The sequence below is a fragment of the Kordiimonas gwangyangensis DSM 19435 = JCM 12864 genome (genome assembly GCF_000375545.1).
Taxonomy (GTDB): domain Bacteria; phylum Pseudomonadota; class Alphaproteobacteria; order Sphingomonadales; family Kordiimonadaceae; genus Kordiimonas; species Kordiimonas gwangyangensis.
The window spans coordinates 91565-115033 of the sequence record NZ_AQXF01000002.1 but is presented as its reverse complement, the minus strand read 5'-3'; the positions used below and the strand labels follow the sequence as shown (position 1 = coordinate 115033).

Here is a 23469-nt window from a genome sequence, read left to right as displayed (position 1 = left end):
TGTCACTCCAGCCCGGCCACGGGGAAAATGTCCCCTGCATATAGGCGTTTTTCCTGTCCGTCGTCCAGTAGGACCACAAGCCCGCCATCTTCGGCGAGATATCGGGGCGTGCCGGTAAAGCTCTCCCCCATGGTCCGCAAGGTACAGACCTTACCTAGTCCCCATGCGGCGTTTGACCAGTCCTGCCTGATATCGGTGAATTCACCCACTTTCCAATTTGTTAGGCGGGCAAACAAACTGGCGGAAAGTGATTCGAATACAGGCCTTACGGCTACATCTCTTCCAACGACTGCACTGAGGCTGGTTGCCGTGAACTGCGCATCGTCCGGATAGAAACCAATGTTCATTCCGATGCCAATAATCACATGGTCAAGCCCGCCGCCGGAACGTGCGCTGCTCTCGATCAGGATACCGCTCGCCTTGCGGTCGCGAATGAGCACATCGTTCGGCCATTTGCAGCGCACATCAGCCGCTGGTGCGCCGTGGGCAATGAAAGCATCCCGCACCGCAAGGGCCGCGATGAACGGCAGCGCCGTCAAATCCTTCGGTTCAAGCTGGGGGCGGATGAGCAGTGAGGCATAGAGGTTGCCGGTCTTCGATGTCCACGCCCTGCCCCGACTACCGCGCCCGGCACTTTGCTGACCTGCAATGATCCACAGCGGGCCGGGCTCACCTGCAATGGCAAGTTCAGTTGCGACCGCATTGGTGCTGCCGCATTCCTCATAAAAGTGGGCCCCGACACCAGCCGGTGCCGAGGCCCCCCAATCTTGATAATCCGTTGTCACTAGAACAACAGCGACCCGGCTGCCCAGCTTGCTGCTGCCACCAGCGGACCGATGAGCAGGAAGTAGCTGACCGGCGAGTTCACGATAGCGGCAATGGCGATCACGCTTGAAACAGCGCGGCCGTGGCCACTTTCAAATGCCGGAGCCGGTTCATCAAAGAACATGACCTTGATGATGCGGAGGTAATAGAAGGCACCCACCACGCTCGTCAGCACGCCGATGACCGCAAGCGGAATAAGGCCTGCCTCAACGGCCGCAAGGAACACATACCATTTGCCCCAGAAACCGGCGAGCAGCGGAATACCTGCAAGCGAGAACATGAAGATCGCCACGGCAATCGCGAGCGGCAGGTTGGTCTGCGACAGGCCGGAAAGGTCTGAAATTTCTTCAACCATGCCCTCGCTACGGCGCAGGGTCAGGATAGCACCGAAGGAGCCGAGCGTCATCGTGAGGTAAATTGCGATATAGATCAGCAGCGCTTCAACACCAGCCGGTGTTGCAGCCGCAAGGCCAACAAGCGCATAACCAATATGACCAATGCTCGAGTATGCCATCAGGCGTTTGATGTTGGTTTGCACGAGCGCCACGAAGGAGCCGACAAGCATCGACGCGATCGAGATAAACACAACAACCTGCTGCCACTCGCCCGACATGGACGGGAAGCCGGTGGTCATGACCCGCACGAAGAGCGCAAGCGCCGCCACTTTCGGTGCTGCCGCAAAGAAGGCGGTAACCGGGGTTGGCGAACCCTCGTACACATCAGGCGTCCACATGTGGAACGGTACAGCCGAAACCTTGAACGCGAGGCCTGCCATCAGGAAGACCATGCCAATGATGATGCCAACTTGCGGCTCATGCATGGCTTTGAGCGTGGTTGCGAGCGTATCGAAGTCCGTCGTGCCAGCAAAACCGTAGATGAGCGATACGCCGTACAGCAGCATGCCTGATGAGAGCGCACCCAGTACAAAATACTTGAGGCCCGCTTCAGTAGAGCGCGAACGGTCACGGTTGAGGGCCGCAAGCACGTAGAGCGAGAGGCTTTGCAGCTCAAGGCCGACATAAAGGCTCATGAGGTTGTTTGCCGAGATCATCACCATCATGCCAAGCGTGGCAAGAAGAATGAGGATCGGATATTCGAACTTCGAGATACCCATCTGGCGCATGTAGGACGCGGACATCAGGATCGCGATGCCGGAGCCGATGAACACCAATGTCTTGGTAAACACCGCAAAGGCGTCGGTCACGAACATGCCGCCGAAGGTCAACTGACGGTCACCACCGACCTGCGTGATCATCACGAAAGCCGCAACAACCATCAACAGGATCGAAAGGTTGGCCATCTGGCCGTAGCTTTTATCGCCCTGGAATACACCCAGCATCAGCAGGAGCATCGCACCGATGCCCATAATCAGCTCGGGCATCACAGGGAGGAGGATTGGCATTTCACCAGTCATGTCTCACTTACTCCTTAGTGCGCGTCGTGATGCGCTTCAGCCGCCGGGGCTTCGGTTTCTTCAACCGGGCCCACATTGACAACCGTCTGGTTCTCAAAAGCGGAGAATTTCGTATCAATCAGGTTTTGAACCGATGCGTGGATCGGGTCGAGGAAGCTGTTCGGATAGATACCCATCCAGAAGACCACAGCAACGAGCGGTACGAAGATGATCTTCTCACGCAGGTTCAGGTCTGGCATGGCTTTCACATCGTCTTTGTCCAGTTCACCGAACACAAGGCGGCGAACGAGGTAGAGCATGTATGCAGCACCCAGTACCACGCCGGTGGTCGCGAAGAAGGCGATCCAGCTGTCGTAGGTGTAGGCGCCGTTGAGGACAAGGAACTCGCCCACAAAGCCGCTCATACCCGGCAGACCAACCGATGCCATCGAGAAGATGACAAAGATGGTCGCATAGATCTTCATGTTGATGGACAGGCCGCCATAGCGCGAGATTTCCCTCGTGTGCAGGCGGTCATAGATGACCCCCACACAAAGGAAGAGCGCGCCAGAGACAATACCGTGGCTCAGCATGGTGAAGATCGCGCCTTCAATACCGTTCGCATTGAGAACGAAGATACCGATGGTGACAAAACCCATGTGGGCGACGGACGAATAAGCAATCAGCTTCTTGATGTCGTTCTGCACAAGCGCCACGAGCGATGTGTAGACGATCGCAATGATCGACAGTGCAAACACAAGCCACGCGAAGTGCATGGTGGCTTCCGGGAACATGGGTAGGCTGAAACGGAGGAAACCGTAACCACCCATCTTCAGAAGCACACCAGCAAGGATCACGGAACCCGCCGTTGGTGCCTGTACGTGCGCATCCGGCAGCCATGTATGCACCGGCCACATCGGCATCTTCACCGCGAACGAGGCAAAGAAGGCGAGCCAGAGCAAATTCTGCACATCCGCATCAAAGTGGTGGTTCATGAGCATCGGGATATCGGTCGTGCCGGTCTCGATGAACATATAGAACACAGCCACCAGCATCAGCACGGAGCCAAGCAGCGTATAAAGGAAGAATTTGAAGCTAGCGTAAATCCGGTTCAAACCACCCCAGACGCCGATGATCAGATACATCGGGATCAGGCCGCCTTCGAAGAAGACGTAGAACAGGAAAATATCAAGCGCGGAGAACACACCGATCATCAGGGTTTCGAGCAGCAGGAAGGCAATCATATATTCCTTCACACGCGTCTCGACAGATTCCCAGCTTGCCAGCACCACAATCGGCATCAGGAAAGCCGTGAGAACCACGAACAGCATGGAGATGCCGTCAACGCCCACATGGTAGCTGATGCTGTTGCCAATCCATTCGTATTTCTCAACGAACTGGAAGTCGGCGGTGGAGCCGTCAAACAGGCCCCAAAGTACAATGCTGAGCACAAACGTGAAGAGCGTTGCAAGCAGCGTTACCCAACGGATGTTACGCTTCTCAATCTCTTTGTCCTGGTGACGCACGATGAGCACGAAGCCGGCACCAATGAGCGGCACGAGCATCATCAGCGAGAGCAGGTTATGTATCAGAAAATTCATCTTTAATATCCCCTGCCCTTAGTGTCCGCCACTCTGGGCCATAAACCATGTCACCACGAGCGCGAGGCCGATGATCATGGCAAACGCATAGTGATAGACATAACCGGATTGCAGCTTGCGAGCTTTGGCCGCAATCACAGCGACCGCGTGCGACACACCGTTCGGGCCGAAGCCATCGATGGTCTGTTCATCACCGCGCTTCCAGAAGAAGCCGCCAAGCCAGAAGGCCGGGCGAACGAAGATGAAGTTATAAAGCTCGTCAAAGTACCATTTGTTGAGAAGGAAGGCATAAAGGCCGTCCCACATTTCTGCCGTGCGCTGCGGCAGGTCTGTCTTGCGAAGGTAGAACCACATCGCCAGCACAGCACCGAGCACCATCACAACAAATGGCATTGCTTTTACGATAAAGGGTACGTGGTGTGCTTCGGTCATGATGTCATGTGCCGACGTTACCAGTGCACCGTTCCAGAAGGCCACGCGGTTATCACCAATGAACGCACCATGGAACACCATACCGGCGAACACGGCACCAACGGCAAGCACGATAAGCGGGAAGCGGATGGTCCACGGCCCTTCATGTGCGTGGTCATAGGTGTGATGGTCCGCACGGGTTTCGCCCATGAAGGTCATGAACCACAGACGCCAGCTGTAGAAGCTTGTCATCAGTGCGGCAGCAACACCCATCACAAAGGCAAATTCAGCGCCCGGTGCGTGCGAAGCGTAAGCAGCTTCGATGATCATATCTTTCGAGTAGAAGCCCGAAAGGAACGGGAAACCGGTGATCGCGAGGTTACCAATGAACATCACAGCAGCTGTGAGTGGGATCTTCTTGAGAAGGCCACCCATGTTGCGCATGTCTTGCTCATGGTGCATCGCGTGGATCACGGAACCCGCGCCTAGGAACAAGAGCGCCTTGAAGAATGCGTGCGTGAACAGGTGGAACACTGCGCCGCCATAGGCACCAACGCCAAGCGCGAAGAACATGTAACCGAGCTGCGAACAGGTCGAATACGCGATCACGCGTTTGATGTCGTTCTGCACAAGGCCAACACTGGCCGCGAAGAAGGCCGTGGCTGCACCGATAACGGTGACAACAACAAGCGCATCCGGCGCATATTGGAATACAGGGCTGAAGCGAGCCACAAGGAATACACCCGCCGTCACCATTGTTGCCGCGTGAATAAGCGCGGACACCGGTGTCGGCCCTTCCATAGCGTCCGGGAGCCAGGTGTGGAGGCCGAGCTGGGCCGATTTACCCATGGCACCCACGAACAGCAGTAGGCAGATGACCGTCAGCGCATGATATTCATGGCCGAGGAAAGTCATCGTCGCATTCTGGAAGTCAGCGGCGTTTGCAAAAATCACGTCGAACTCAACGGAGCCGAACAGCACAAATACAGCATAGATACCAAGCGCGAAGCCAAAGTCACCCACACGGTTGACAACAAACGCCTTGATGGCGGCTGCGTTCGCGCTCGGTTTCTTGAACCAGAAACCGATGAGCAGGTAAGAGGCAAGACCCACGCCTTCCCAACCGAAGAACATCTGCACGAGGTTATCGGAGGTGACGAGCATCAGCATCGCAAAGGTGAAGAGCGACAGGTACGCGAAGAAGCGCGGCTTGTCGGGGTCTTCATGCATATAGCCCATGGAATACCAGTGCACGAGCGCGGAAACCGAGTTGACGACAACCAGCATAACCGCCGTAAGCGTGTCGATCTTGAATGCCCAAGAGAAGTTGAGCGTGCCCGAAGATACCCAGTCCAGCACGTGAACGTGCGCTTTGTTACCAGAAAGCGCGATTTCAGCAAACGCCATCCAGGAGAGGATAGCAGCCACACTCACGAGCGAGGCCGTCAGAAGCTGGCTGGCCTTGTCACCAATCCTGCGGCCAAACATGCCCGCAATCAGGAAGCCGATAAGCGGCAGGAAAACAATAAGTTTGTACATCATCGCCCTACCCTCTCATCTGGTTGATATCTTCCACGGCGATGGAGCCGCGGGTACGGAAGTAAACAACGAGGATCGCAAGGCCGATGGCCGCTTCAGCAGCAGCAACGGTCAGCACGAACATCGCGAATACCTGGCCCACAAGGTCATTGAGATGCGTAGAGAAGGCCACGAGGTTGATATTGACGGAGAGCAGAATGAGCTCCACCGACATAAGAATGATGATGACGTTCTTCCGGTTGAGGAAGATACCGAAAATCCCGAATACAAACAGGATCGCGGCGACCGTCAGATAATGTCCTAACCCAATAGTCATGGACTATCGTCCCCTAGCCTTTTTTGGTTGGCATGGGAACACCCTTGCCAACTTCCACATCAACGAGTTCGAAAGCATCTTCCGGACGGCGGGCGTTCTGTTTGCCGATATTCTGGCGTTTCACACCCGGACGGTCGCGGTGCGTAAGCACAATCGCGCCGATCATGGCCACAAGAAGAATGAGGCCGGCGGTCTGGAAGATGAAAATATAGTCGGTATAGATCACCGAGCCGAGGGCCGCAGTGTTCTCAACCTGCTCAAGCGCTGGCATTGGCGCGGCCGCATTCAGCGCGATATCGCCACCGAACGTCCAGGCTGTGCCAAGCGTTACCAACTCCGCGAGCAGGATAAGACCGATCAGCGCACCAATTGGCAGATACTGCAGGAAACCCTGACGAAGCTCGACAAAGTTGATGTCGAGCATCATCACCACGAAGAGGAAGAGCACCGCAACCGCGCCCACGTAAACAATCACGAGCAGCATGGCGAGGAACTCCGCCCCCATCAGGACAAAAAGCCCCGCGGCGGAGAAGAAGGCAAGGATAAGCCAGAGCACGGAGTGCACCGGGTTCCTTGATGAGATAACCATCAGGCCCGACAGGACCGTAATGGCAGCGAACAGCCAGAAGGCAGCCGCAGGAAGTGTTGAAGCGAGATCCATGTGTCCACCCCTGCCTTAACGGTACGGCGCGTCAAGGGCGATGTTCGCCGCAATCTCGCGCTCCCAGCGCTCACCGTTGGCGAGCAGCTTGTCCTTGTTGTACATCAGCTCTTCACGGGTTTCCGTGGCGAACTCGAAATTCGGACCCTCGACAATCGCATCCACCGGGCACGCTTCCTGACAGAAGCCGCAGTAGATGCATTTGGTCATGTCGATGTCATAACGCGTGGTACGGCGAGAGCCGTCAGCGCGCGGTTCAGCCTCGATCGTGATCGCCTGTGCCGGGCAGATAGCCTCACAGAGTTTACAGGCGATGCAGCGTTCTTCCCCGTTCGGGTAACGACGCAGCGCGTGCTCACCCCGGAAACGCGGCGACAACGGACCCTTCTCATAGGGATAGTTGATCGTCACTTTCGGGCGGAAGAAATATTTGGTCGTCAGCACGAGCGCTGCCCAAAATTCCTTCAGAAGCAAGCTTTTAGCGGCTTGTACGATAGCAGTCATTTATCAAGCCTCTCCGTTATCCGTTGGTGGGGAGCCAGCCGGCGTAAACCATGACCCCCGAGTAAATGATGACAAATGCGAGCGACAGCGGCAGGAACACTTTCCAGCCAAGACGCATCAGTTGGTCGTAGCGGTAACGCGGCACAAACGCCTTCACCATCGCGAACATCCAGAAGAAGAGCGCGGTTTTGATGAAGAGCCAGATAAAGCCCGGAATGAAATCCAGGAACGGAAGCGGCGCATACCAGCCACCGAAGAACAGGATCGCCATCACAATCGACATCAAGAGGATGTTGGCATATTCGCCAAGGAAGAAGAGCGCGAACGCCATCGACGAATATTCAACCTGATAACCGGCCACAAGCTCGGCTTCCGCTTCCGGAAGGTCAAACGGTGGGCGGTTGGTTTCAGCCAGTGCCGAGATGAAGAAAATGATGAAAATCGGGAAGAACGGGATGAAGTGCCAGCTCAGCACGCCGCCTTCTTGCGCATACACCACATCGCTCAGGTTCAGCGAGCCCACTTTCACAAGCACACACACAAGCACAAAGCCGATGGATACCTCGTAGGATACCATCTGTGCGGCGGAGCGCAGGCCACCAAGGAACGCATAGCGGCTGTTCGATGCCCAGCCCGACATGATGATGCCGTATACGCCAAGCGAAGAGATCGCGAGGATATAAAGCACACCAACGTTCAGGTCAGAGATCGCCATGCCTTCATCGAACGGGATTACCGCCCATGAGATGAGTGCGAGTGTGAAGGTGATCATCGGCGCCATCAGGAAGATGACCTTGTTGGCACCTGCCGGAATGATCGTCTCCTTCAGGAACAGCTTGATACCGTCCGCGAAGGATTGCAGCAAACCAAACGGCCCCACCACGTTCGGACCACGGCGCATCTGCACAGCGGCCCAGATCTTACGGTCGAAATAAACCGCGAAAGCGACGGCAATCGTCAGCGGCAGCACGACCCCAAGGATCGATGCAATGACCGCGAGGAAGTAAAGGAAAGGTCCTTCGCCACCGAAAAGGTTATAAAGCGCCTCAACCATGGGTTCCCGTCGCCTCCTCGTCCTCGAAGCCGCGCGCTGCTACGCAGTCAGCCATGATCTGGCTTGCACGGGCAATCGGGTTTGTCAGGTAAAAATTATCGATAATCGGTGCAAAACCGCCGTCTGCGAGTTCACCCTTGGTGCCAAAGTCGCCCCAGGCTTCCGTCGGCAGTGTGTCACGCGTCGCGGTCGCCGGTGCGACTTCTGCAAGGCGGGCACGCAGTTCACCGATGGTATTGTACGGCAGCGTCGTACCAACAATGTCAGACAGTGCACGCAGGATCGTCCAGTCCTCGCGGGCGTCGCCCGGTGCGAAGTGGGCTTTCTCCGTGCGCTGCACGCGGCCTTCGGTGTTGATATAGGTGCCCGATTTCTCGGTATAGGCTGCGCCCGGCAGGATCACGTCAGCGTTCTTCACGCCTTCATCACCATGGGTGCCGAGGTAAACCGTAAAGGTTTTGGCGAGATCGCTTGTATCCACCTCGTCAGCGCCGAGAAGGAAGACAGCCTTCAGTTTGCCAGCCTTCGCGTCATCAAGGATCGCGTCAACGCCGCCCTCGGTCGTGAGACCAAGGTCCATCGCGCCAACACGCGCCGCTGCAGTGTGCAGCATGTTGAAGCCGTTCCAGCCTTCACGCACACAGTAACGGTCAGCAATGTCACGTACTGCCTTGAGGACAGCAGCGCCGTCTTCACGGGCAAGTGCCGCCTGACCGACGATGATCATCGGGTTTTTCGCAGCCTTGAGCGCTTTTGCAGCGTCATGGCGGCCTGTTCCCACCGACTTCAGGATCGTCGCATCGTCGCCAAATTCCTCAACCTTGTAGGTGAGGTCAACAGCGTTGCCGATGTTGCCGACCTTGAGACCAAGGTGACGAACAGCCTTACGGATGCGTGTGTTGATGATCGGCGCTTCTGTGCGCGGGTCACAGCCAACGAGCAGCAGATAGTCTGCTTCTTCGATACCAGCGATGCTGGTGTTGAAAAGGTAGCCTGAGCGCACGCTTGCGTCGATCGCAGCACCATCCTGGCGGCCCTCAATACGGCTTGCGCCGAGCGACGCCATCAGGTCCTTGAGCGCGAGCATGGCTTCCATGTCGGCGAGGTCGCCAACGATGGCTGCAATCTCATCGCCCGAAACGCCTTTGAGCTTTTTCTTGATCGCCTCAAACGCTTCGCCCCAGGTTGCTTCTTCAAGCTTCTTGTTCTTGCGAACATAGGGACGGTCAAGGCGGCGCTTACGAAGACCATCATAAACAAAGCGTGTCTTGTCGGAGATCCACTCTTCGTTCACGTCTTCATTAAGACGCGGCAGAATGCGCATGACCGCAGCACCGCGGGTATCAACGCTGATGTTCGAGCCAACGGCGTCCATCACGTCGATGCTTTCGGTGTGCTTCAGTTCCCAGCTCCGCGCCGTGAAGGCATAGGGCTTCGAGGTCAGTGCGCCTACCGGGCAAAGGTCAATCACGTTGCCCGACATTTCGCTGTCGAGCGATTTCTCGAGATACGTGGTCACTTCCGTATGTTCGCCACGCCACAGCGCGCCCATGTCATCCACACCGGCAACTTCTTCGGAGAAGCGCACGCAGCGCATGCAGTGAATGCAGCGTGTCATGGTGGTGGAAATGAGCGGACCCATGTGTTTGTCTTCAACCGCGCGCTTGTTCTCGTCGAAACGGTTCGCGCCGCGACCGAAGGCCATGGCCTGGTCCTGAAGGTCACATTCACCGCCCTGGTCACAGATCGGGCAGTCAAGCGGGTGGTTGATCAGCAGGAACTCCATCACACCTTCGCGCGCTTTTTTTACGCGTTCGGTATTGGTGTGGATCACCATGCCGTCACCCGCTGGCATTGCGCAGCTTGCGATTGGCTTCGGCGAACGTTCCATGTCCACGAGGCACATGCGGCAGTTACCGGCAATCGACAGGCGCTCGTGATAGCAGAAACGCGGCACTTCAATGCCGATTTCCTCACACGCCTGCAGAACGGTCGTGCCCGCCTCTACAGTTACTTCTTTTCCATCAATGGTTAGCGTGGGCATCTAACTCTCCTTGCCATGCGCTCTATTCAGCCGCTTTGGCATGATATGAATCGATACGTGCTTCCACTTCACCGCGGAAGTGGCGCATCAAACCCTGGATTGGCCATGCCGCCGCGTCGCCAAGCGCGCAGATGGTGTGGCCTTCAATCTGTTTCGTGACATCGAGCAGCGTGTCGATCTCTGATTTTTCCGCCCTGCCCTCGACAAGACGTTCCATCACGCGCCACATCCAGCCGGTGCCTTCACGGCACGGCGTACACTGGCCGCAGCTCTCATGCTTGTAGAACTCGCTCAGGCGTGTGATCGCCTTCACGATATCGGTGGACTTGTCCATCACGATAACGGCCGCGGTACCAAGACCGGACTGCACTTCGCGCAGGCTGTCAAAGTCCATCAGCACGGTGTCACAAATGTCTTTTGGCAGAAGTGGAACCGAAGAACCGCCTGGAATAACAGCCAGAAGGTTGTCCCAACCGCCGCGAACACCGCCTGCGTGCTTCTCGATGAGTTCCTTGAGCGGAATGCCCATTTCTTCTTCGACGTTGCACGGGTTGTTCACATGGCCCGAAATACAGAACACCTTTGTGCCCGTATTGTTTGGACGACCAATGCCAGCAAACCAAGAAGCGCCGCGGCGCAGGATGGTTGGCGCAACCGCGATCGATTCGACGTTGTTCACCGTGGTCGGGCAGCCCCACACACCGACGTTCGCAGGGAACGGCGGCTTCAGGCGCGGCTGGCCTTTCTTGCCTTCAAGGCTTTCGATGAGCGCAGTTTCTTCACCACAGATGTAGGCGCCCGCACCGCGGTGCACATACACATCGAAGTCATAGCCGGAACCACAGGCGTTTTTACCGAGGAAGCCTTTTGCATATGCTTCGTCGATGGCGCGGTTCAGCGCTTCCGCCTCGCGGTAGAACTCACCACGGATATAGATGTAAGCCGCGATGGCATTCATCGCAAAACCGGCGATCAGGCAGCCTTCGATCAGCTTGTGCGGATCGTGGCGCATCAGGTCGCGGTCTTTACAGGTGCCCGGCTCGCCCTCGTCCGCGTTTACCACGAGGTAGGACGGACGGCCATCCGATTGTTTCGGCATGAAGGACCATTTGAGGCCCGTCGGGAAGCCTGCGCCACCACGACCACGAAGGCCCGATTCCTTCATTTCACTGATGATCCAGTCACGACCCTTGGCGATGATGTCCTTGGTCCCGTCCCAGTCACCGCGTTTCATCGCGGCGTCGATGCCGGGGCTTTGGAACCCATAAAGGTTCGTGAAGATGCGATCCTTATCTGCAAGCATTATGCATCCTCCGCCATAAAGTCTTTGAGCGTGGTGGGACCACCGAGCGGCGCGCTCGTCTGACGGTCAACCTGTGGGCCCGGCTTCACGTCTTCACCAGCGCGCAGCTTGTTCAGAAGTTCAACCATGGTCTCAGGCGTCAGGTCTTCGAAATAATCGTCACCAATAGCCACAACCGGCGCGTTCACACAGGCGCCTGCACACTCAACCTCCGAAAGGGTGAACATACCGTCTTCGGTCGTCTGGCCCTTCTCGATACCGAGATGTTTTTTGCATGCGCCCATGATCTCGTCAGAACCACGCAGCCAGCACGGCGTGGTGCCGCACACTTGCACGTGGTGTTTGCCGATCGGCTTGTGGTTATACATGGTATAGAAGGTCGCGACCTCCATCACCTTGATCGGTGCCATATCGAGGTAATCCGCGATATATTCCATGATTTCCTGGGTCACGTGACCGCCGTTCTGACGCTGCGCGATATCGAGAAGCGGCATCACGGCGCTTTGCTGGCGCCCTTCCGGGTACTTCGCGATAAATTTCTGCGCGAGCGCCTCGTTTTCAGGCGTCCACTCGAATTTCTGGTCTACCGCACTCATCGGTCCACCTCACCAAACACAATATCCATTGCACCAAGCACTGCCGGTGCATCCGCGAGCATGTGACCGCGGCACAAGAAGTCCATCGCCTGCAGGTGCGAGAAGCCCGGTGCGTGGATCTTACAGCGGTACGGACGGTTCGACCCGTCAGACACCAGATACACACCAAACTCGCCCTTCGGCGCCTCAACAGCGGCGTAAACCTCACCTTCCGGCACTTTGAAGCCCTCGGTATAGAGCTTGAAGTGGTGGATGAGAGCTTCCATCGATGTTTTCATTTCCGCGCGGCGCGGCGGTGCCACTTTCGTGTTCACGCTCATGGCCGGGCCAGACGGCATCTCGTTGATACACTGGCGCATGATCTTGAGCGATTCACGCATCTCGGCGATGCGGATCATGAAGCGGTCATAGCAGTCGCCGGCGTTACCGATCGCCACTTTGAAGTCCATCTTGTTATAGACTTCATACGGCTGCGATTTGCGCAGGTCCCATGCAAGGCCGGTCGAGCGCAGCATCGGGCCGGAGAAGCCCCATGCCAGTGCCTCTTCCGCCGTGAAGGAGCCAATATCAACGTTACGCTGCTTGAAAATACGGTTGTCGACGAGGAGCGCTTCCATATCCGCAATCATCTGCGGATAGGTTTCAGTCCACGCCATGATGTCCTCAAGGAGGCCATCCGGCAGGTCCTGGTGCACACCACCCGGACGGAAGTATGCCGCGTGGAAACGTGAACCAGATGCGCGCTCGTAAAACTCCATGAGTTTTTCGCGTTCCTCGAACATCCAGGTGATCGGCGTCATCGCACCAACGTCAAGCGCGTGAGTCGTCAGGTTCAGGATGTGGTTGAGGATACGGCCGATCTCGCAGTACAGCACACGGATATACTGGCCGCGCTGTGGTACTTCGAGTTCAAGCAGCTTCTCAACCGCAAGGCAGAACGCGTGTTCCTGGTTCATCGGCGCCACATAGTCGAGGCGGTCGAAATACGGCATCGCCTGCAGATACTGTTTATGCTCGATGAGTTTTTCCGTGCCCCGGTGCAGGAGACCGATGTGCGGGTCAACCCGCTCGATCACTTCACCGTCCAGCTCCAGTACCATGCGGAGCACGCCGTGCGCTGCAGGGTGCTGCGGACCGAAGTTAAGGCAATAGTTCTTGATATCGACTTCAGCCATTATTTTGCCCCCTCTTTCTTGGGCGCAGCAACGTCGGCCTTCTCGTCACCCGGCAGCACATATTTTGCGCTTTCCCATGGGCTCATGAAGTCGAAGTTGCGGAATTCCTGCTTCAGTTTCACCGGCTCGTACACAACGCGCTTCTTCTCTTCCGAGTAGCGCACTTCCACATAGCCCGTAAGCGGGAAGTCCTTGCGGAGCGGGTGACCCTGGAAGCCATAGTCGGTCAGCATGCGGCGAAGGTCCGGGTGGTCGGCGAAGAAGATGCCGTACATGTCCCACGCTTCGCGCTCATACCAGCCAGCGGCCGGGAACACGTCCGTCACGCTCGGCACCGGGGTGTCCGCGTCCGTTTCCACCTTCACGCGGATGCGCTGGTTCAGCTGCAGGCTGAGCAGGTGGTAAACGACGTCGAACCGCTTGGCGCGCGCCGGATAGTCCGCACCGCAAATGTCGACCAGTTGCTTGAACATGCATTCCTGATCGTCGCGAAGGAAAGTGAGGACTTTTTGAATATGTTCAGCCCGGGCGATGATCGTCAGCTCATTATAAGCGACGGTCGCCGAGGCCACTTCATTTTCAAGACTGCTGGCGATGTGCTCGCCAAGTCCAGCTAATGCCTTGTCAGTCATGCGCTCTCGCGCTCCTTTTATGATGTTGCGGCGCCGGGGCCGCAGGCACACAGCGAAGCACCTTCAAGCGAGCTCGAAGGTGCTTCGGATGAGATCTACCGGGCGATGGTACCGGTACGGCGGATTTTGCGCTGAAGCTGCAGGATGCCGTACACGAGTGCTTCCGCCGTCGGCGGGCAACCCGGAACATAGATGTCGACAGGGACGATACGGTCACAGCCACGCACCACCGAATAGGAATAGTGATAGTAGCCGCCGCCGTTTGCGCACGAACCCATAGAGATAACGTACCGCGGCTCCGGCATCTGGTCATAAACCTTGCGGAGTGCGGGTGCCATCTTGTTCGTGAGCGTACCGGCAACGATCATCACGTCGGACTGGCGTGGGCTACCGCGCGGGGCAAAGCCAAAACGCTCTACGTCGTAACGCGGTGTACCCGAATGCATCATCTCAACGGCGCAGCAGGCGAGACCGAAGGTCATCCACCACAGCGAACCCGTACGGGCCCAGTTGATCAGATCCTCAAGCGAGGTAACAACAAAACCTTTTTCGGTCAGTTCCTCGTTGAGGGATTCGAGAAAAGCGCCATCGGCCGCGGGAGTACCCGTGCCGTCAGGACCCATTGGGCTGTTAGGCTGTACTACTCCCATTCCAGCGCTCCTTTGTTCCATTCATAGATGAAGCCAACAGTCAGCACGCCGAGGAAAATCATCATGGACCAGAAGCCGTAAACGCCGATGTCGCCGAGGGACACAGCCCACGGGAACAGGAAGGCGACTTCAAGGTCGAAGATGATGAAGAGGATGGCAACGAGGTAGAAGCGAACGTCAAACTGGTGACGCGCGTCATCAAAAGCCTCAAAGCCACACTCGTAAGCTGACAGTTTTTCGTCATCGGGATTCTGGCGCGCGATCAGCACGGCCGCACCGACAAAGACGAGTGAGAAAGCAATGGCGATCCCGAGGAAAATCAGGATCGGAAGATATTGTGTGAGCAACGACTCCATGGGAGTCCCTTTTTGTTTATTGGCCCTAAATTACTGCGCCCTTTTATCGACCGAGCAGCCGACAGTAAAGGATGAATTTACCCGGGGCGGCAATGCGCGCGAGTATAACGACCGAAATGCTTAATGAAAAGCTTATGAGCCGGTATTTTAAGGGAAAAAGCGGCTATTCGACGCAGAAAAACAAAAAACGCGTCCGAACAAGCCGGAACGCGTTTTTATGGTTGTCAAGCAAGTGGCGCGAGTGACGGGGCTCGAACCCGCGACCCTCGGCGTGACAGGCCGATACTCTAACCAACTGAGCTACACCCGCGCACTGCTTGCGGAGCGGGTTTTATGATTTTGACACCCCCTTGTCAATCAGAGAATGACAATTTTTTTGCACTTTTTTACCACGACAATCCGAGAGGCAGAATCACCTCGAAGATTTTAGTTGGTGGGATGAAAGGCAAGCCGAATCATAAACTTAGATCGCGATATTCAGGCAGGAGGAAACAGAAATGCCTGCGAGAAACAAAAAAGCCTCCAGGCCGGAACCTGGAGGCTTTTTGATACCCTCATCAGAGGGAGCAAGTGGCGCGAGTGACGGGGCTCGAACCCGCGACCCTCGGCGTGACAGGCCGATACTCTAACCAACTGAGCTACACCCGCGCATCGCTTGCGTGAGGGGGTGTTTAGGGCCTGCCGCCGCCGGTGTCAATGCTCTTTTTTCCAATTATTTGCCGCGCATGAAAAAGCGAGGAAAATCAAGGAGACTACCACGAATCTCAGCCCATGGTTGCCCCTGCCCTAAAGCAGAAAATACGCGCCAACTGCGCCTGCTACGGCGACCAGCATCAAAAGCTGAATAAAGCCAGGCAACCGCCTGATCGCATCGTTGATAAGCAGGAAGAAATTAAGCACCGGATGGAAAGCCGCGATGATGCGGATCATCGACATGGTGCGTTCACCCTTGGTGGCTTCAGAATCATAAAGCCGGTCACGCGGGTCCTTTGGCGCCCAGGACGCCTCTATCACAATCGGCTCCTCGTCCGCCTGCCCTGCCTGATTTTCACGGACTTCAGCCACAGCAAAACCTCAAACACAAATAAACAGCCACGACCATGCCGTGCTGCGCGCAAAACGTCCATCAGTATATGTCTGGGATAAGGAAGCCATGGTGGGCGATGACAGGCTCGAACTGCCGACCCTCTCGGTGTAAACGAGATGCTCTACCAACTGAGCTAATCGCCCTCACAAGGCATGTCCCCGAGCTTGGTAANNNANGGNANNNATGGTGGGCGATGACAGGCTCGAACTGCCGACCCTCTCGGTGTAAACGAGATGCTCTACCAACTGAGCTAATCGCCCTCACAAGGCATGTCCCCGAGCTTGGTAATCAAGGGGAAAGATGGTGGGCGATGACAGGCTCGAACTGCCGACCCTCTCGGTGTAAACGAGATGCTCTACCAACTGAGCTAATCGCCCACATGCTGTGTGGTGAGCGCGCTTTTAGGGTGAAACGCGCATGCTGTCTACCCCTTTTTTTGCAATTTTTTTAAAAGAAAACGGCTACGGATTTCTCCGTAGCCGCATCTTAAATCGTGCATGTAAGCGGGATTAGCCGTTTACTGCGTCCTTGAGACCTTTGCCTGCCTTGAATTTAGGCTGCTTGGAAGCAGGAATGTCGATTTCTTCACCGGTGCGTGGGTTACGGCCTTTCGTAGCTGCGCGGGACGCAACTGCGAACGTGCCGAAGCCTACGAGGCGAACTTCGCCGCCGGAAGCAAGTGCACTGCTGATGGAATCGAATACAGCGTCAACTGCTTTGCCTGCGTCTGCTTTCGACAGGTCAGCTGCTTCAGCCACTTTTGCGATCAAATCGTTTTTATTCAAGGTATCCCCCTCTGAGTTGAAGAGATTGATTTCGTTGTTTAGTTCCGAAATGCGAAGGCATCTTGGCCACAAAAAACGCGCTTGTCAAAGCAAAAAACCGCAGAAAACTGCGGCTTTTAGCTTTTTTTTTCTTGAATTTTCACCAATTCGGCGAAAGGCGCTTAATGAGTCGTGAGTTCCTCACCGGATGAGTCGTCATCACGTTTCACATTTGAGGTGTCCGTTTCCTCCGGCCACTCGATTGGCTCAAGCTTGCCAGCAAGCGCATGCTCCAGAACCTCGTCAACCGTTGAAACTGCAACGATTTCAAGGCCTTTCTTCACATTATCCGGAATCTCAACGAGGTCTTTTTCGTTGTCTTTCGGGATCAGAACCTTACGAATTCCGCCGCGCAGTGCCGCCAGAAGTTTCTCCTTGAGGCCTCCGATTGGCAAGACTCGGCCGCGCAGAGTCACCTCGCCAGTCATGGCGATGTCTTTGCGCACCGGCACACCAGCCAGCACAGAAACAATTGATGTGCACATCGCAACACCTGCGGACGGGCCATCTTTCGGAGTCGCACCCTCCGGAACGTGGATGTGAATGTCCCGCTTTTCGAAAACGTTAGGATGAATACCAAAATCGACACAACGCGAGTGTACGTAAGACCGTGCGGCCTGAATCGATTCTTTCATCACATCGCCAAGTTTACCGGTCTGTTTGATCTGGCCCTTGCCCGGAACGGTGACCGCTTCGATGGCCAGAAGCTCGCCACCCACCTCGGTCCATGCGAGACCGGTGGTCAGACCAACCTGATCTTCCTCCTCTGCCTGGCCGAAGCGGAACTTGCGCACGCCGGCATATTGGCTGAGGTTGCGGGATGTGACCTGAATCTTGTCTTTCGAGCCTTCTACAATCTCTTTCACCGCCTTGCGCACAAGCTTGGCGATCTCACGCTCGAGCGAACGCACGCCGGCTTCGCGGGTGTAGTAGCGAACGAGGTCTTTGAGCGCACCGTCAGAAATAGACCATTCACCTTTCCTCAGGCCATGGTCGCGCATCTGCTTGCGGAGCAAGTGACGCTTGGCAATCTCGATCTTCTCATCCTCGGTGTAACCCGAAAGTGTGATGATCTCCATCCGGTCCAGTAGCGGGCGCGGCATGCGGAGCGAGTTTGCCGTCGTCACGAACATCACGTTCGAGAGGTCGTAATCAACTTCAAGATAGTGGTCGTTGAACTTGCTGTTTTGTTCTGGGTCGAGCACCTCAAGAAGTGCCGACGCCGGATCGCCGCGGAAGTCCTGACCCATCTTGTCAATCTCGTCAAACAGGAACAGCGGGTTTGTGGTCCCTGCTTTCTTCATAGATTGCATGATCTTGCCAGGCATGGAGCCAATGTAGGTCCGGCGGTGACCGCGGATTTCCGCCTCGTCACGCACGCCACCAAGCGAAAAGCGCACAAACTCACGCCCTGTCGCCTTGGCGATGGACTTACCGAGCGAAGTTTTACCAACACCCGGAGGACCAACGAGACAGAGAATCGGACCTTTGAGTTTTTTGGCACGCTGCTGCACGGCAAGATACTCGACAATACGTTCCTTCACCTTCTCAAGGCCGTAGTGGTCCGTATCCAGTACCTTCTGCGCGAGTTTGATGTCTTTCTTGACGCGGCTCTTTTTCGACCACGGAACGCTGAGCATCCAGTCAAGGAAGTTGCGCACCACCGTGGCTTCAGCCGACATCGGACTCATGGACTTGAGCTTCTTGAGTTCAGCCAGGCATTTTTCCTGCGCTTCCTTCGAAAGCTTGGTGTTGTTGATGCGGTCTTCAAGTTCGAGGATTTCCTCGCGACCATCGTCCCCTTCCCCAAGTTCCTTCTGGATCGCCTTGAGTTGTTCGTTGAGGTAATATTCGCGCTGGGTCTTTTCCATCTGGCGCTTCACGCGGCCACGAATCTTCTTCTCAACCTGCAGTACACCAATCTCGTCTTCCATGAAGCCGAAGATGCGCTCAAGCCGATCAGCCACCGACGTTGTAGCGAGCAATGCCTGTTTGTCATCAATCTTGAGGGCAAGATGGCTTGCCACGGTGTCTGCAAGCTTGGCGGTGTCATCGATCTGCCCAACGGTGACCAGCACTTCTGCCGGAATCTTTTTGTTGAGTTTCACATACTGCTCAAACTGCGCCACGACGGAGCGACCAAGCGCTTCCACCTCTGCCGGGTCCGAATCGTCACCCGTCAGCATTGTCGCCTTGGCTTCGAAATAGTCTTCCTCGCGCACAAATTCATCGATACGCGCGCGGTTGAAACCTTCAACCAGCACCTTCACGGTGCCATCCGGAAGTTTCAGAAGCTGAAGTACGCTCGCCACCGTACCGATGTCAAACACATCCTTGGTGGTCGGATCGTCTTCGCTTGCGTCTTTCTGAGCGACGAGAAGGATTTGCTTGTCCTTTGCCATCACCTCTTCAAGCGCGCGCACGGATTTTTCGCGACCGACAAAAAGCGGCACGATCATATGCGGAAACACAACGATGTCCCGGAGCGGAAGAACCGGCAGAAGGACGTTGTTGCTCTCGTTTTCGACGGAATCTGACATAGAAAAAGCATCCAGAACTAGATCAAGCGATGGTGAGGCCTAATTTTAGGTGTCTTTTGAGCATTAAGGAAGCAAAAGACGATGAAATTTAGGCAATCGCCGATATTTGTTACATCAAGACATGAAAATGGGGGCTGAAACTATTGTTTCAAGCCCCCGAAACGTTAATGTGACCGCGCTTAAGCCGGTTGACCAGCCTCATCGCGCCGATCAGCATAGATTTGCAGCGGCTTAGCTTTACCCTCGACCACTTCCGCGTTCACCACGATCTCTTCAACGCCTTCAAGCGACGGAAGGTCGAACATGGTATCAAGCAGCGTATCTTCCATGATGGAACGCAGGCCACGTGCGCCGGTTTTACGCTCAATCGCCTTGCGCGCTACAGCGAACAGTGCGTCGTCCGAGAAGGTCAGCTTCACGTCTTCCATATCGAAAAGACATTGATACTGCTTCAGGAGCGCGTTTTTCGGCTGCGAGAGAATCTGGATAAGGGCGTCCTCATCAAGGTCCTCAAGCGTTGCGATAACAGGCAGACGGCCAACAAACTCAGGGATCAGGCCAAACTTCAGCAGATCCTCTGGCTCGGTGTCCTTGAAAAGCTCACCGATGCCGCGCTCATCCGGGCCAGCAACCGAGGCACCGAAGCCGATGGATTTGCCCTGCAGGCGGTTGGCAATCACTTTATCGAGGCCAGCGAACGCGCCGCCGCAGATAAAGAGGATGTTGGTCGTATCCACTTGCAGGAATTCCTGCTGCGGATGCTTGCGACCACCCTGAGGCGGAACGCTGGCGACCGTGCCTTCCATGATCTTGAGAAGCGCCTGCTGCACGCCCTCGCCCGACACGTCACGCGTTATGGACGGGTTATCGGACTTACGGCTGATCTTGTCGACCTCGTCGATATAGACGATGCCGCGCTGCGCACGCTCGACGTTATAGTCGGCGGACTGCAGCAGCTTAAGAATGATGTTCTCAACGTCTTCACCCACATAACCGGCTTCGGTGAGCGTGGTGGCGTCAGCCATGGTGAAGGGAACGTCGAGGATGCGGGCGAGCGTCTGGGCAAGAAGCGTTTTACCGCAACCCGTTGGGCCCACCAGCAGAATGTTGGACTTTGCGAGTTCGACATCTGCACTGGTCGAAGACGCATGATTGAGGCGCTTGTAGTGGTTGTGAACAGCAACCGAGAGAACACGCTTGGCGTTCTTCTGGCCGATCACATAGTCATCAAGCACTTTCATGATATCAAGCGGGGTCGGAACGCCGTCTGTACCCTTGGCAAGCGCGCTCTTGCTTTCTTCCTTGATGATATCGTTACACAGCTCCACGCACTCATCGCAGATAAAGACCGTCGGTCCTGCAATAAGCTTCCTTACTTCGTGCTGGCTTTTGCCGCAGAAGGAACAATAGAGCGTGTTTTTCGAATCACTGTTACTCAAGTCTGTCACCGCTTACTTTCTTGGCTTCTTTTTATCGTAGACTGGTTAAAAAGATGCTTACAACAAAAAACCGCAGAATTTCTACGTCTGCACGCAAAATCCGGATCGGCGGATTATGCCTCGACCTCATCGCGTGAGGTATAAACATGGTCGATGAGGCCAAACTTCTGCGCTTCTTCAGCTGACATGAAGTTGTCCCGGTCCATCGCCTTTTCAACCGCGTCCAGCTTCTGGCCGGTGTGTTTCACATAGATGTTATTCAGGCGTTCCCTGAGCTTCAGGATTTCACGTGCCTGGATTTCAATGTCTGCCGCCTGACCGCGTGCACCACCAGAAGGCTGGTGGATCATGATGCGGGCGTTCGGGAGCGCATAGCGCATACCCGGCTCACCGGCCGCCAGAAGGAGCGAGCCCATCGAGCAGGCCTGCCCGATACAGATAGTGGCGATCTTCGGCCTCACATACTGCATGGTATCATACATCGCGAGGCCGGCAGTCACGACTCCACCCGGCGAGTTGATATAGAAGGAGATGTCCTTCTTCGGATTATCCGCCTCAAGGAACAATAGCTGCGCTACCACAAGGCTCGCAATATGGTCATCCACAGGACCGGTGAGGAAGATGATACGTTCCTTCAGGAGCCTAGAGTAGATGTCATAGGACCGTTCCCCGCGGTTTGTCTGCTCGACAACCATCGGAATAAGGGCACTTTTGAGGGGCTCTAGGATATCGCTCATATGACACTCCAGTAAATCTCGGCCGAGGTGAGAATATGTGGCCAACACGTCTTGAGGCAAGCTGTAGCAAACGTTGCTAACGGCGGGCAAGGAAATAACCCGCTGCCGGGACAAATAGATAGGGAGCTTTCTGTCGCCATCAAGGCTGACACGAAAAAAGGGGCCGAAAAGGCCCCTTTGATCACGCAACTGTGCGTTTGATTATTTGTCAGCTTTTTTTGCTGCAGCTTTCTTGGCCGGCGCCTTTTTCTTCGGTGCAGCTTTTTCTTCTGCATCGTCTGCCTTCTTAGCAGCAGCCTTTCTCGGCGCAGCTTTCTTGGCAGCAGGCTTTTTCTCTGCAGCTTTTTTCTTCGGCGCAGCTTTTTTGCCTTTGGTCGGGTTCGCGTCTTCTTCGTCGATCGCACGAACAGCAGCTTCAAGGTCGTCACGGCTTACGGACTTGTCCTTGAGGTCAGCCATTTCGAGCACGAAGTCCACAACCTTCTCTTCGAAGATCGGAGCACGGAGCTGAGCGCGGGCTTCTTCGTTCTTCTGGTAGAATTCGAAAACCTGAGCTTCCTGGCCCGGGAAGCGACGAGCTTCCTCGATGATGCGGCGGTTTACTTCTTCCTGCGTTACCTGAACCTTGTTCTGCACGCCGATCTCGGAGAGCAGCAGTCCAAGACGAACGCGGCGTTCTGCGATCGAACGGAATTCTTCAGCTTCAGCTTTGTCAGCAGGCTCTTCAAGACCGTCGAAATCTTCCGGTTTTGCTTCACCAGTCTGGATCGCATCGCGCTTGATCTGTTCCCAGATCTGGCGGTACTCGAGGTCAACCATGCCTGCCGGTACGTCGAAGCTGTACTCGTCAGCAAGTGCATCGAGAAGGCCACGCTTCAGGTGTGCACGAGTGAGCGACTTGTTGTCTTGCTCGAGCTGACCCTTGACCGATTCTTTCAGGCCCTTGAGGTCGTCAAAGCCGAGGTTCTTCGCGAGTTCATCGTCAGCCTTCGCTTCCGACGGACGGCGAACTTCCTTCACCGTTACCTTGAACTCAGCGTCTTTACCTTTGAGCGCTTCGGAGTGGTACTCAGCCGGGAAAGTGACTTTCACAACTGTCTCGTCACCAGCTTTGGTACCAACGAGTTGGTCTTCAAAGCCCGGGATGAAGGAACCAGAACCCAGCTCAAGCTGGTAGTCTTCGCCTTTGCCGCCATCGAACTCAACGCCGTCAACGCTACCAACGAAATCGATCAGAACAGCGTCGCCTTCGGCTGCTTTCACAGTCTTGGCGGCTTTCTTGAAGGTTTTCTGCTGGCCAGCGATACGCTCTACGAACGCGTCGACGTCTTTGTCGTCAACTTCAGCAATCCAACGCTCAAGTGCCGGTGCTTTGAAGCCGTCTACGTCGATCTCAGGAAGAACTTCAACCTTGAGCGTGTACTCGAGGTTTTTGCCGTCTTCATACTGATCCATGTCCACTTCCGGGCGCAGTGCCGGACGGATTTTCTTTTCTTCGAAGAGCTTGGTGGAAGATTCCTGCATCGCCTCGTTGAGGACTTGGCCCTTCGCGCGCTCACCGTGCATACGCTTCAGGAGCGAAATCGGCGCTTTGCCAGGACGGAAACCTTTAATCCGTGCGGTTGCGCGAAACTCGTCGAGTACCGCATCAAGTTTTGCGTCCAGCTCAGAAGCCTCAACAACAACTTTATATTCGCGTTTCAGGCCTTCATTCAGCAGTTCTTCGATCTGCATGGGTCTTCCAACTCTCTTTTTCTTTTCCAGTCCAGTTCACCCCGAGGG

21 protein-coding genes and 5 tRNA genes are annotated in these 23469 nt (G+C 55.6%); all 26 read right to left on the bottom strand.

All coding sequences use genetic code 11. The features are described from left to right. Nucleotides 1-2: 2 nt before the first annotated feature. Entirely contained in the window at nucleotides 3-785 is a 783-nt protein-coding gene (locus B150_RS0105465; protein WP_020398883.1) for a biotin--[acetyl-CoA-carboxylase] ligase, read from the bottom strand. Continuing rightward, complete coding sequence (gene nuoN, locus B150_RS0105460) at nucleotides 785-2239, bottom strand: NADH-quinone oxidoreductase subunit NuoN (RefSeq protein ID WP_020398882.1); 1455 nt, start codon at nucleotides 2237-2239, stop codon at nucleotides 785-787. Before nuoN ends, B150_RS0105465 begins: the two co-directional genes overlap by 1 nt. Before the next feature lie 14 nt (nucleotides 2240-2253). Further along, nucleotides 2254-3819: an NADH-quinone oxidoreductase subunit M gene (locus B150_RS0105455; RefSeq protein WP_020398881.1), complete on the bottom strand. Its 1566-nt coding sequence runs from the start codon at nucleotides 3817-3819 to the stop codon at nucleotides 2254-2256. Nucleotides 3820-3837: 18 nt separating this feature from the next. After that, nucleotides 3838-5772 (bottom strand): NADH-quinone oxidoreductase subunit L, encoded by a 1935-nt coding sequence (gene nuoL, locus B150_RS0105450; protein WP_020398880.1) that lies wholly within the window; start codon nucleotides 5770-5772, stop codon nucleotides 3838-3840. A gap of 4 nt (nucleotides 5773-5776) precedes the next feature. Further along, nucleotides 5777-6085, bottom strand: a complete 309-nt coding sequence (gene nuoK, locus B150_RS0105445; protein WP_020398879.1) for an NADH-quinone oxidoreductase subunit NuoK — start codon at nucleotides 6083-6085, stop codon at nucleotides 5777-5779. A gap of 13 nt (nucleotides 6086-6098) precedes the next feature. Next, the gene (locus tag B150_RS0105440) at nucleotides 6099-6746 is read right to left on the bottom strand and encodes an NADH-quinone oxidoreductase subunit J (RefSeq protein ID WP_020398878.1); all 648 of its coding nucleotides are present in this window, start codon (nucleotides 6744-6746) and stop codon (nucleotides 6099-6101) included. 15 nt (nucleotides 6747-6761) lie between these two features. Beyond that, nucleotides 6762-7250: an NADH-quinone oxidoreductase subunit NuoI gene (gene nuoI, locus B150_RS0105435; protein WP_020398877.1), complete on the bottom strand. Its 489-nt coding sequence runs from the start codon at nucleotides 7248-7250 to the stop codon at nucleotides 6762-6764. Between the two features lie 16 nt (nucleotides 7251-7266). Beyond that, complete coding sequence (nuoH, locus tag B150_RS0105430; protein ID WP_020398876.1) at nucleotides 7267-8304, bottom strand: NADH-quinone oxidoreductase subunit NuoH; 1038 nt, start codon at nucleotides 8302-8304, stop codon at nucleotides 7267-7269. Further along, the gene (nuoG, locus tag B150_RS0105425) at nucleotides 8297-10348 is read right to left on the bottom strand and encodes an NADH-quinone oxidoreductase subunit NuoG (protein ID WP_020398875.1); all 2052 of its coding nucleotides are present in this window, start codon (nucleotides 10346-10348) and stop codon (nucleotides 8297-8299) included. The genes nuoH and nuoG overlap by 8 nt, the downstream gene beginning before the upstream one ends. Nucleotides 10349-10370: 22 nt before the next feature. Beyond that, on the bottom strand, nucleotides 10371-11651 hold the full coding sequence (gene nuoF / locus B150_RS0105420) for an NADH-quinone oxidoreductase subunit NuoF (protein ID WP_020398874.1): 1281 nt from the start codon (nucleotides 11649-11651) through the stop codon (nucleotides 10371-10373). Continuing rightward, nucleotides 11651-12247, bottom strand: coding sequence for an NADH-quinone oxidoreductase subunit NuoE (gene nuoE, locus B150_RS0105415; RefSeq protein ID WP_020398873.1), 597 nt, complete (start codon nucleotides 12245-12247; stop codon nucleotides 11651-11653). The genes nuoF and nuoE overlap by 1 nt, the downstream gene beginning before the upstream one ends. Then, complete coding sequence (locus tag B150_RS0105410) at nucleotides 12244-13422, bottom strand: NADH-quinone oxidoreductase subunit D (protein WP_020398872.1); 1179 nt, start codon at nucleotides 13420-13422, stop codon at nucleotides 12244-12246. The genes nuoE and B150_RS0105410 overlap by 4 nt, the downstream gene beginning before the upstream one ends. Beyond that, entirely contained in the window at nucleotides 13422-14054 is a 633-nt protein-coding gene (locus B150_RS0105405; protein ID WP_020398871.1) for an NADH-quinone oxidoreductase subunit C, read from the bottom strand. The genes B150_RS0105410 and B150_RS0105405 overlap by 1 nt, the downstream gene beginning before the upstream one ends. 95 nt (nucleotides 14055-14149) lie before the next feature. After that, nucleotides 14150-14677, bottom strand: a complete 528-nt coding sequence (locus B150_RS0105400; protein WP_020398870.1) for a NuoB/complex I 20 kDa subunit family protein — start codon at nucleotides 14675-14677, stop codon at nucleotides 14150-14152. A gap of 17 nt (nucleotides 14678-14694) precedes the next feature. Then, nucleotides 14695-15060, bottom strand: a complete 366-nt coding sequence (locus tag B150_RS0105395; RefSeq protein WP_020398869.1) for an NADH-quinone oxidoreductase subunit A — start codon at nucleotides 15058-15060, stop codon at nucleotides 14695-14697. Nucleotides 15061-15293: 233 nt separating this feature from the next. After that, nucleotides 15294-15370, bottom strand: a tRNA-Asp gene (locus B150_RS0105390). A gap of 261 nt (nucleotides 15371-15631) precedes the next feature. Further along, a tRNA-Asp gene (locus B150_RS0105385) sits at nucleotides 15632-15708 on the bottom strand. A gap of 138 nt (nucleotides 15709-15846) precedes the next feature. Beyond that, nucleotides 15847-16125 (bottom strand): hypothetical protein, encoded by a 279-nt coding sequence (locus B150_RS0105380; RefSeq protein ID WP_020398868.1) that lies wholly within the window; start codon nucleotides 16123-16125, stop codon nucleotides 15847-15849. Between the two features lie 89 nt (nucleotides 16126-16214). Beyond that, nucleotides 16215-16290: transfer RNA gene (locus tag B150_RS0105375), tRNA-Val, on the bottom strand. A gap of 41 nt (nucleotides 16291-16331) precedes the next feature. Next, nucleotides 16332-16407, bottom strand: a tRNA-Val gene (locus tag B150_RS0105370). A 41-nt stretch (nucleotides 16408-16448) separates the two neighbouring features. Then, nucleotides 16449-16524 (bottom strand) — tRNA-Val (locus tag B150_RS0105365). A gap of 132 nt (nucleotides 16525-16656) precedes the next feature. Beyond that, nucleotides 16657-16932, bottom strand: coding sequence for an HU family DNA-binding protein (locus B150_RS0105360; RefSeq protein ID WP_020398867.1), 276 nt, complete (start codon nucleotides 16930-16932; stop codon nucleotides 16657-16659). Nucleotides 16933-17093: 161 nt separating this feature from the next. Further along, a complete protein-coding gene (gene lon, locus B150_RS0105355; RefSeq protein WP_020398866.1) occupies nucleotides 17094-19511 on the bottom strand; it encodes an endopeptidase La in 2418 nt (805 codons plus the stop codon). A 179-nt stretch (nucleotides 19512-19690) separates the two neighbouring features. Then, complete coding sequence (gene clpX, locus B150_RS0105350) at nucleotides 19691-20950, bottom strand: ATP-dependent Clp protease ATP-binding subunit ClpX (protein WP_272944933.1); 1260 nt, start codon at nucleotides 20948-20950, stop codon at nucleotides 19691-19693. 113 nt (nucleotides 20951-21063) lie between these two features. Then, nucleotides 21064-21687, bottom strand: coding sequence for an ATP-dependent Clp endopeptidase proteolytic subunit ClpP (gene clpP / locus B150_RS0105345; protein ID WP_020398864.1), 624 nt, complete (start codon nucleotides 21685-21687; stop codon nucleotides 21064-21066). A 201-nt stretch (nucleotides 21688-21888) separates the two neighbouring features. Further along, nucleotides 21889-23421, bottom strand: coding sequence for a trigger factor (tig, locus tag B150_RS0105340; protein WP_020398863.1), 1533 nt, complete (start codon nucleotides 23419-23421; stop codon nucleotides 21889-21891). Nucleotides 23422-23469: the final 48 nt, after the last annotated feature.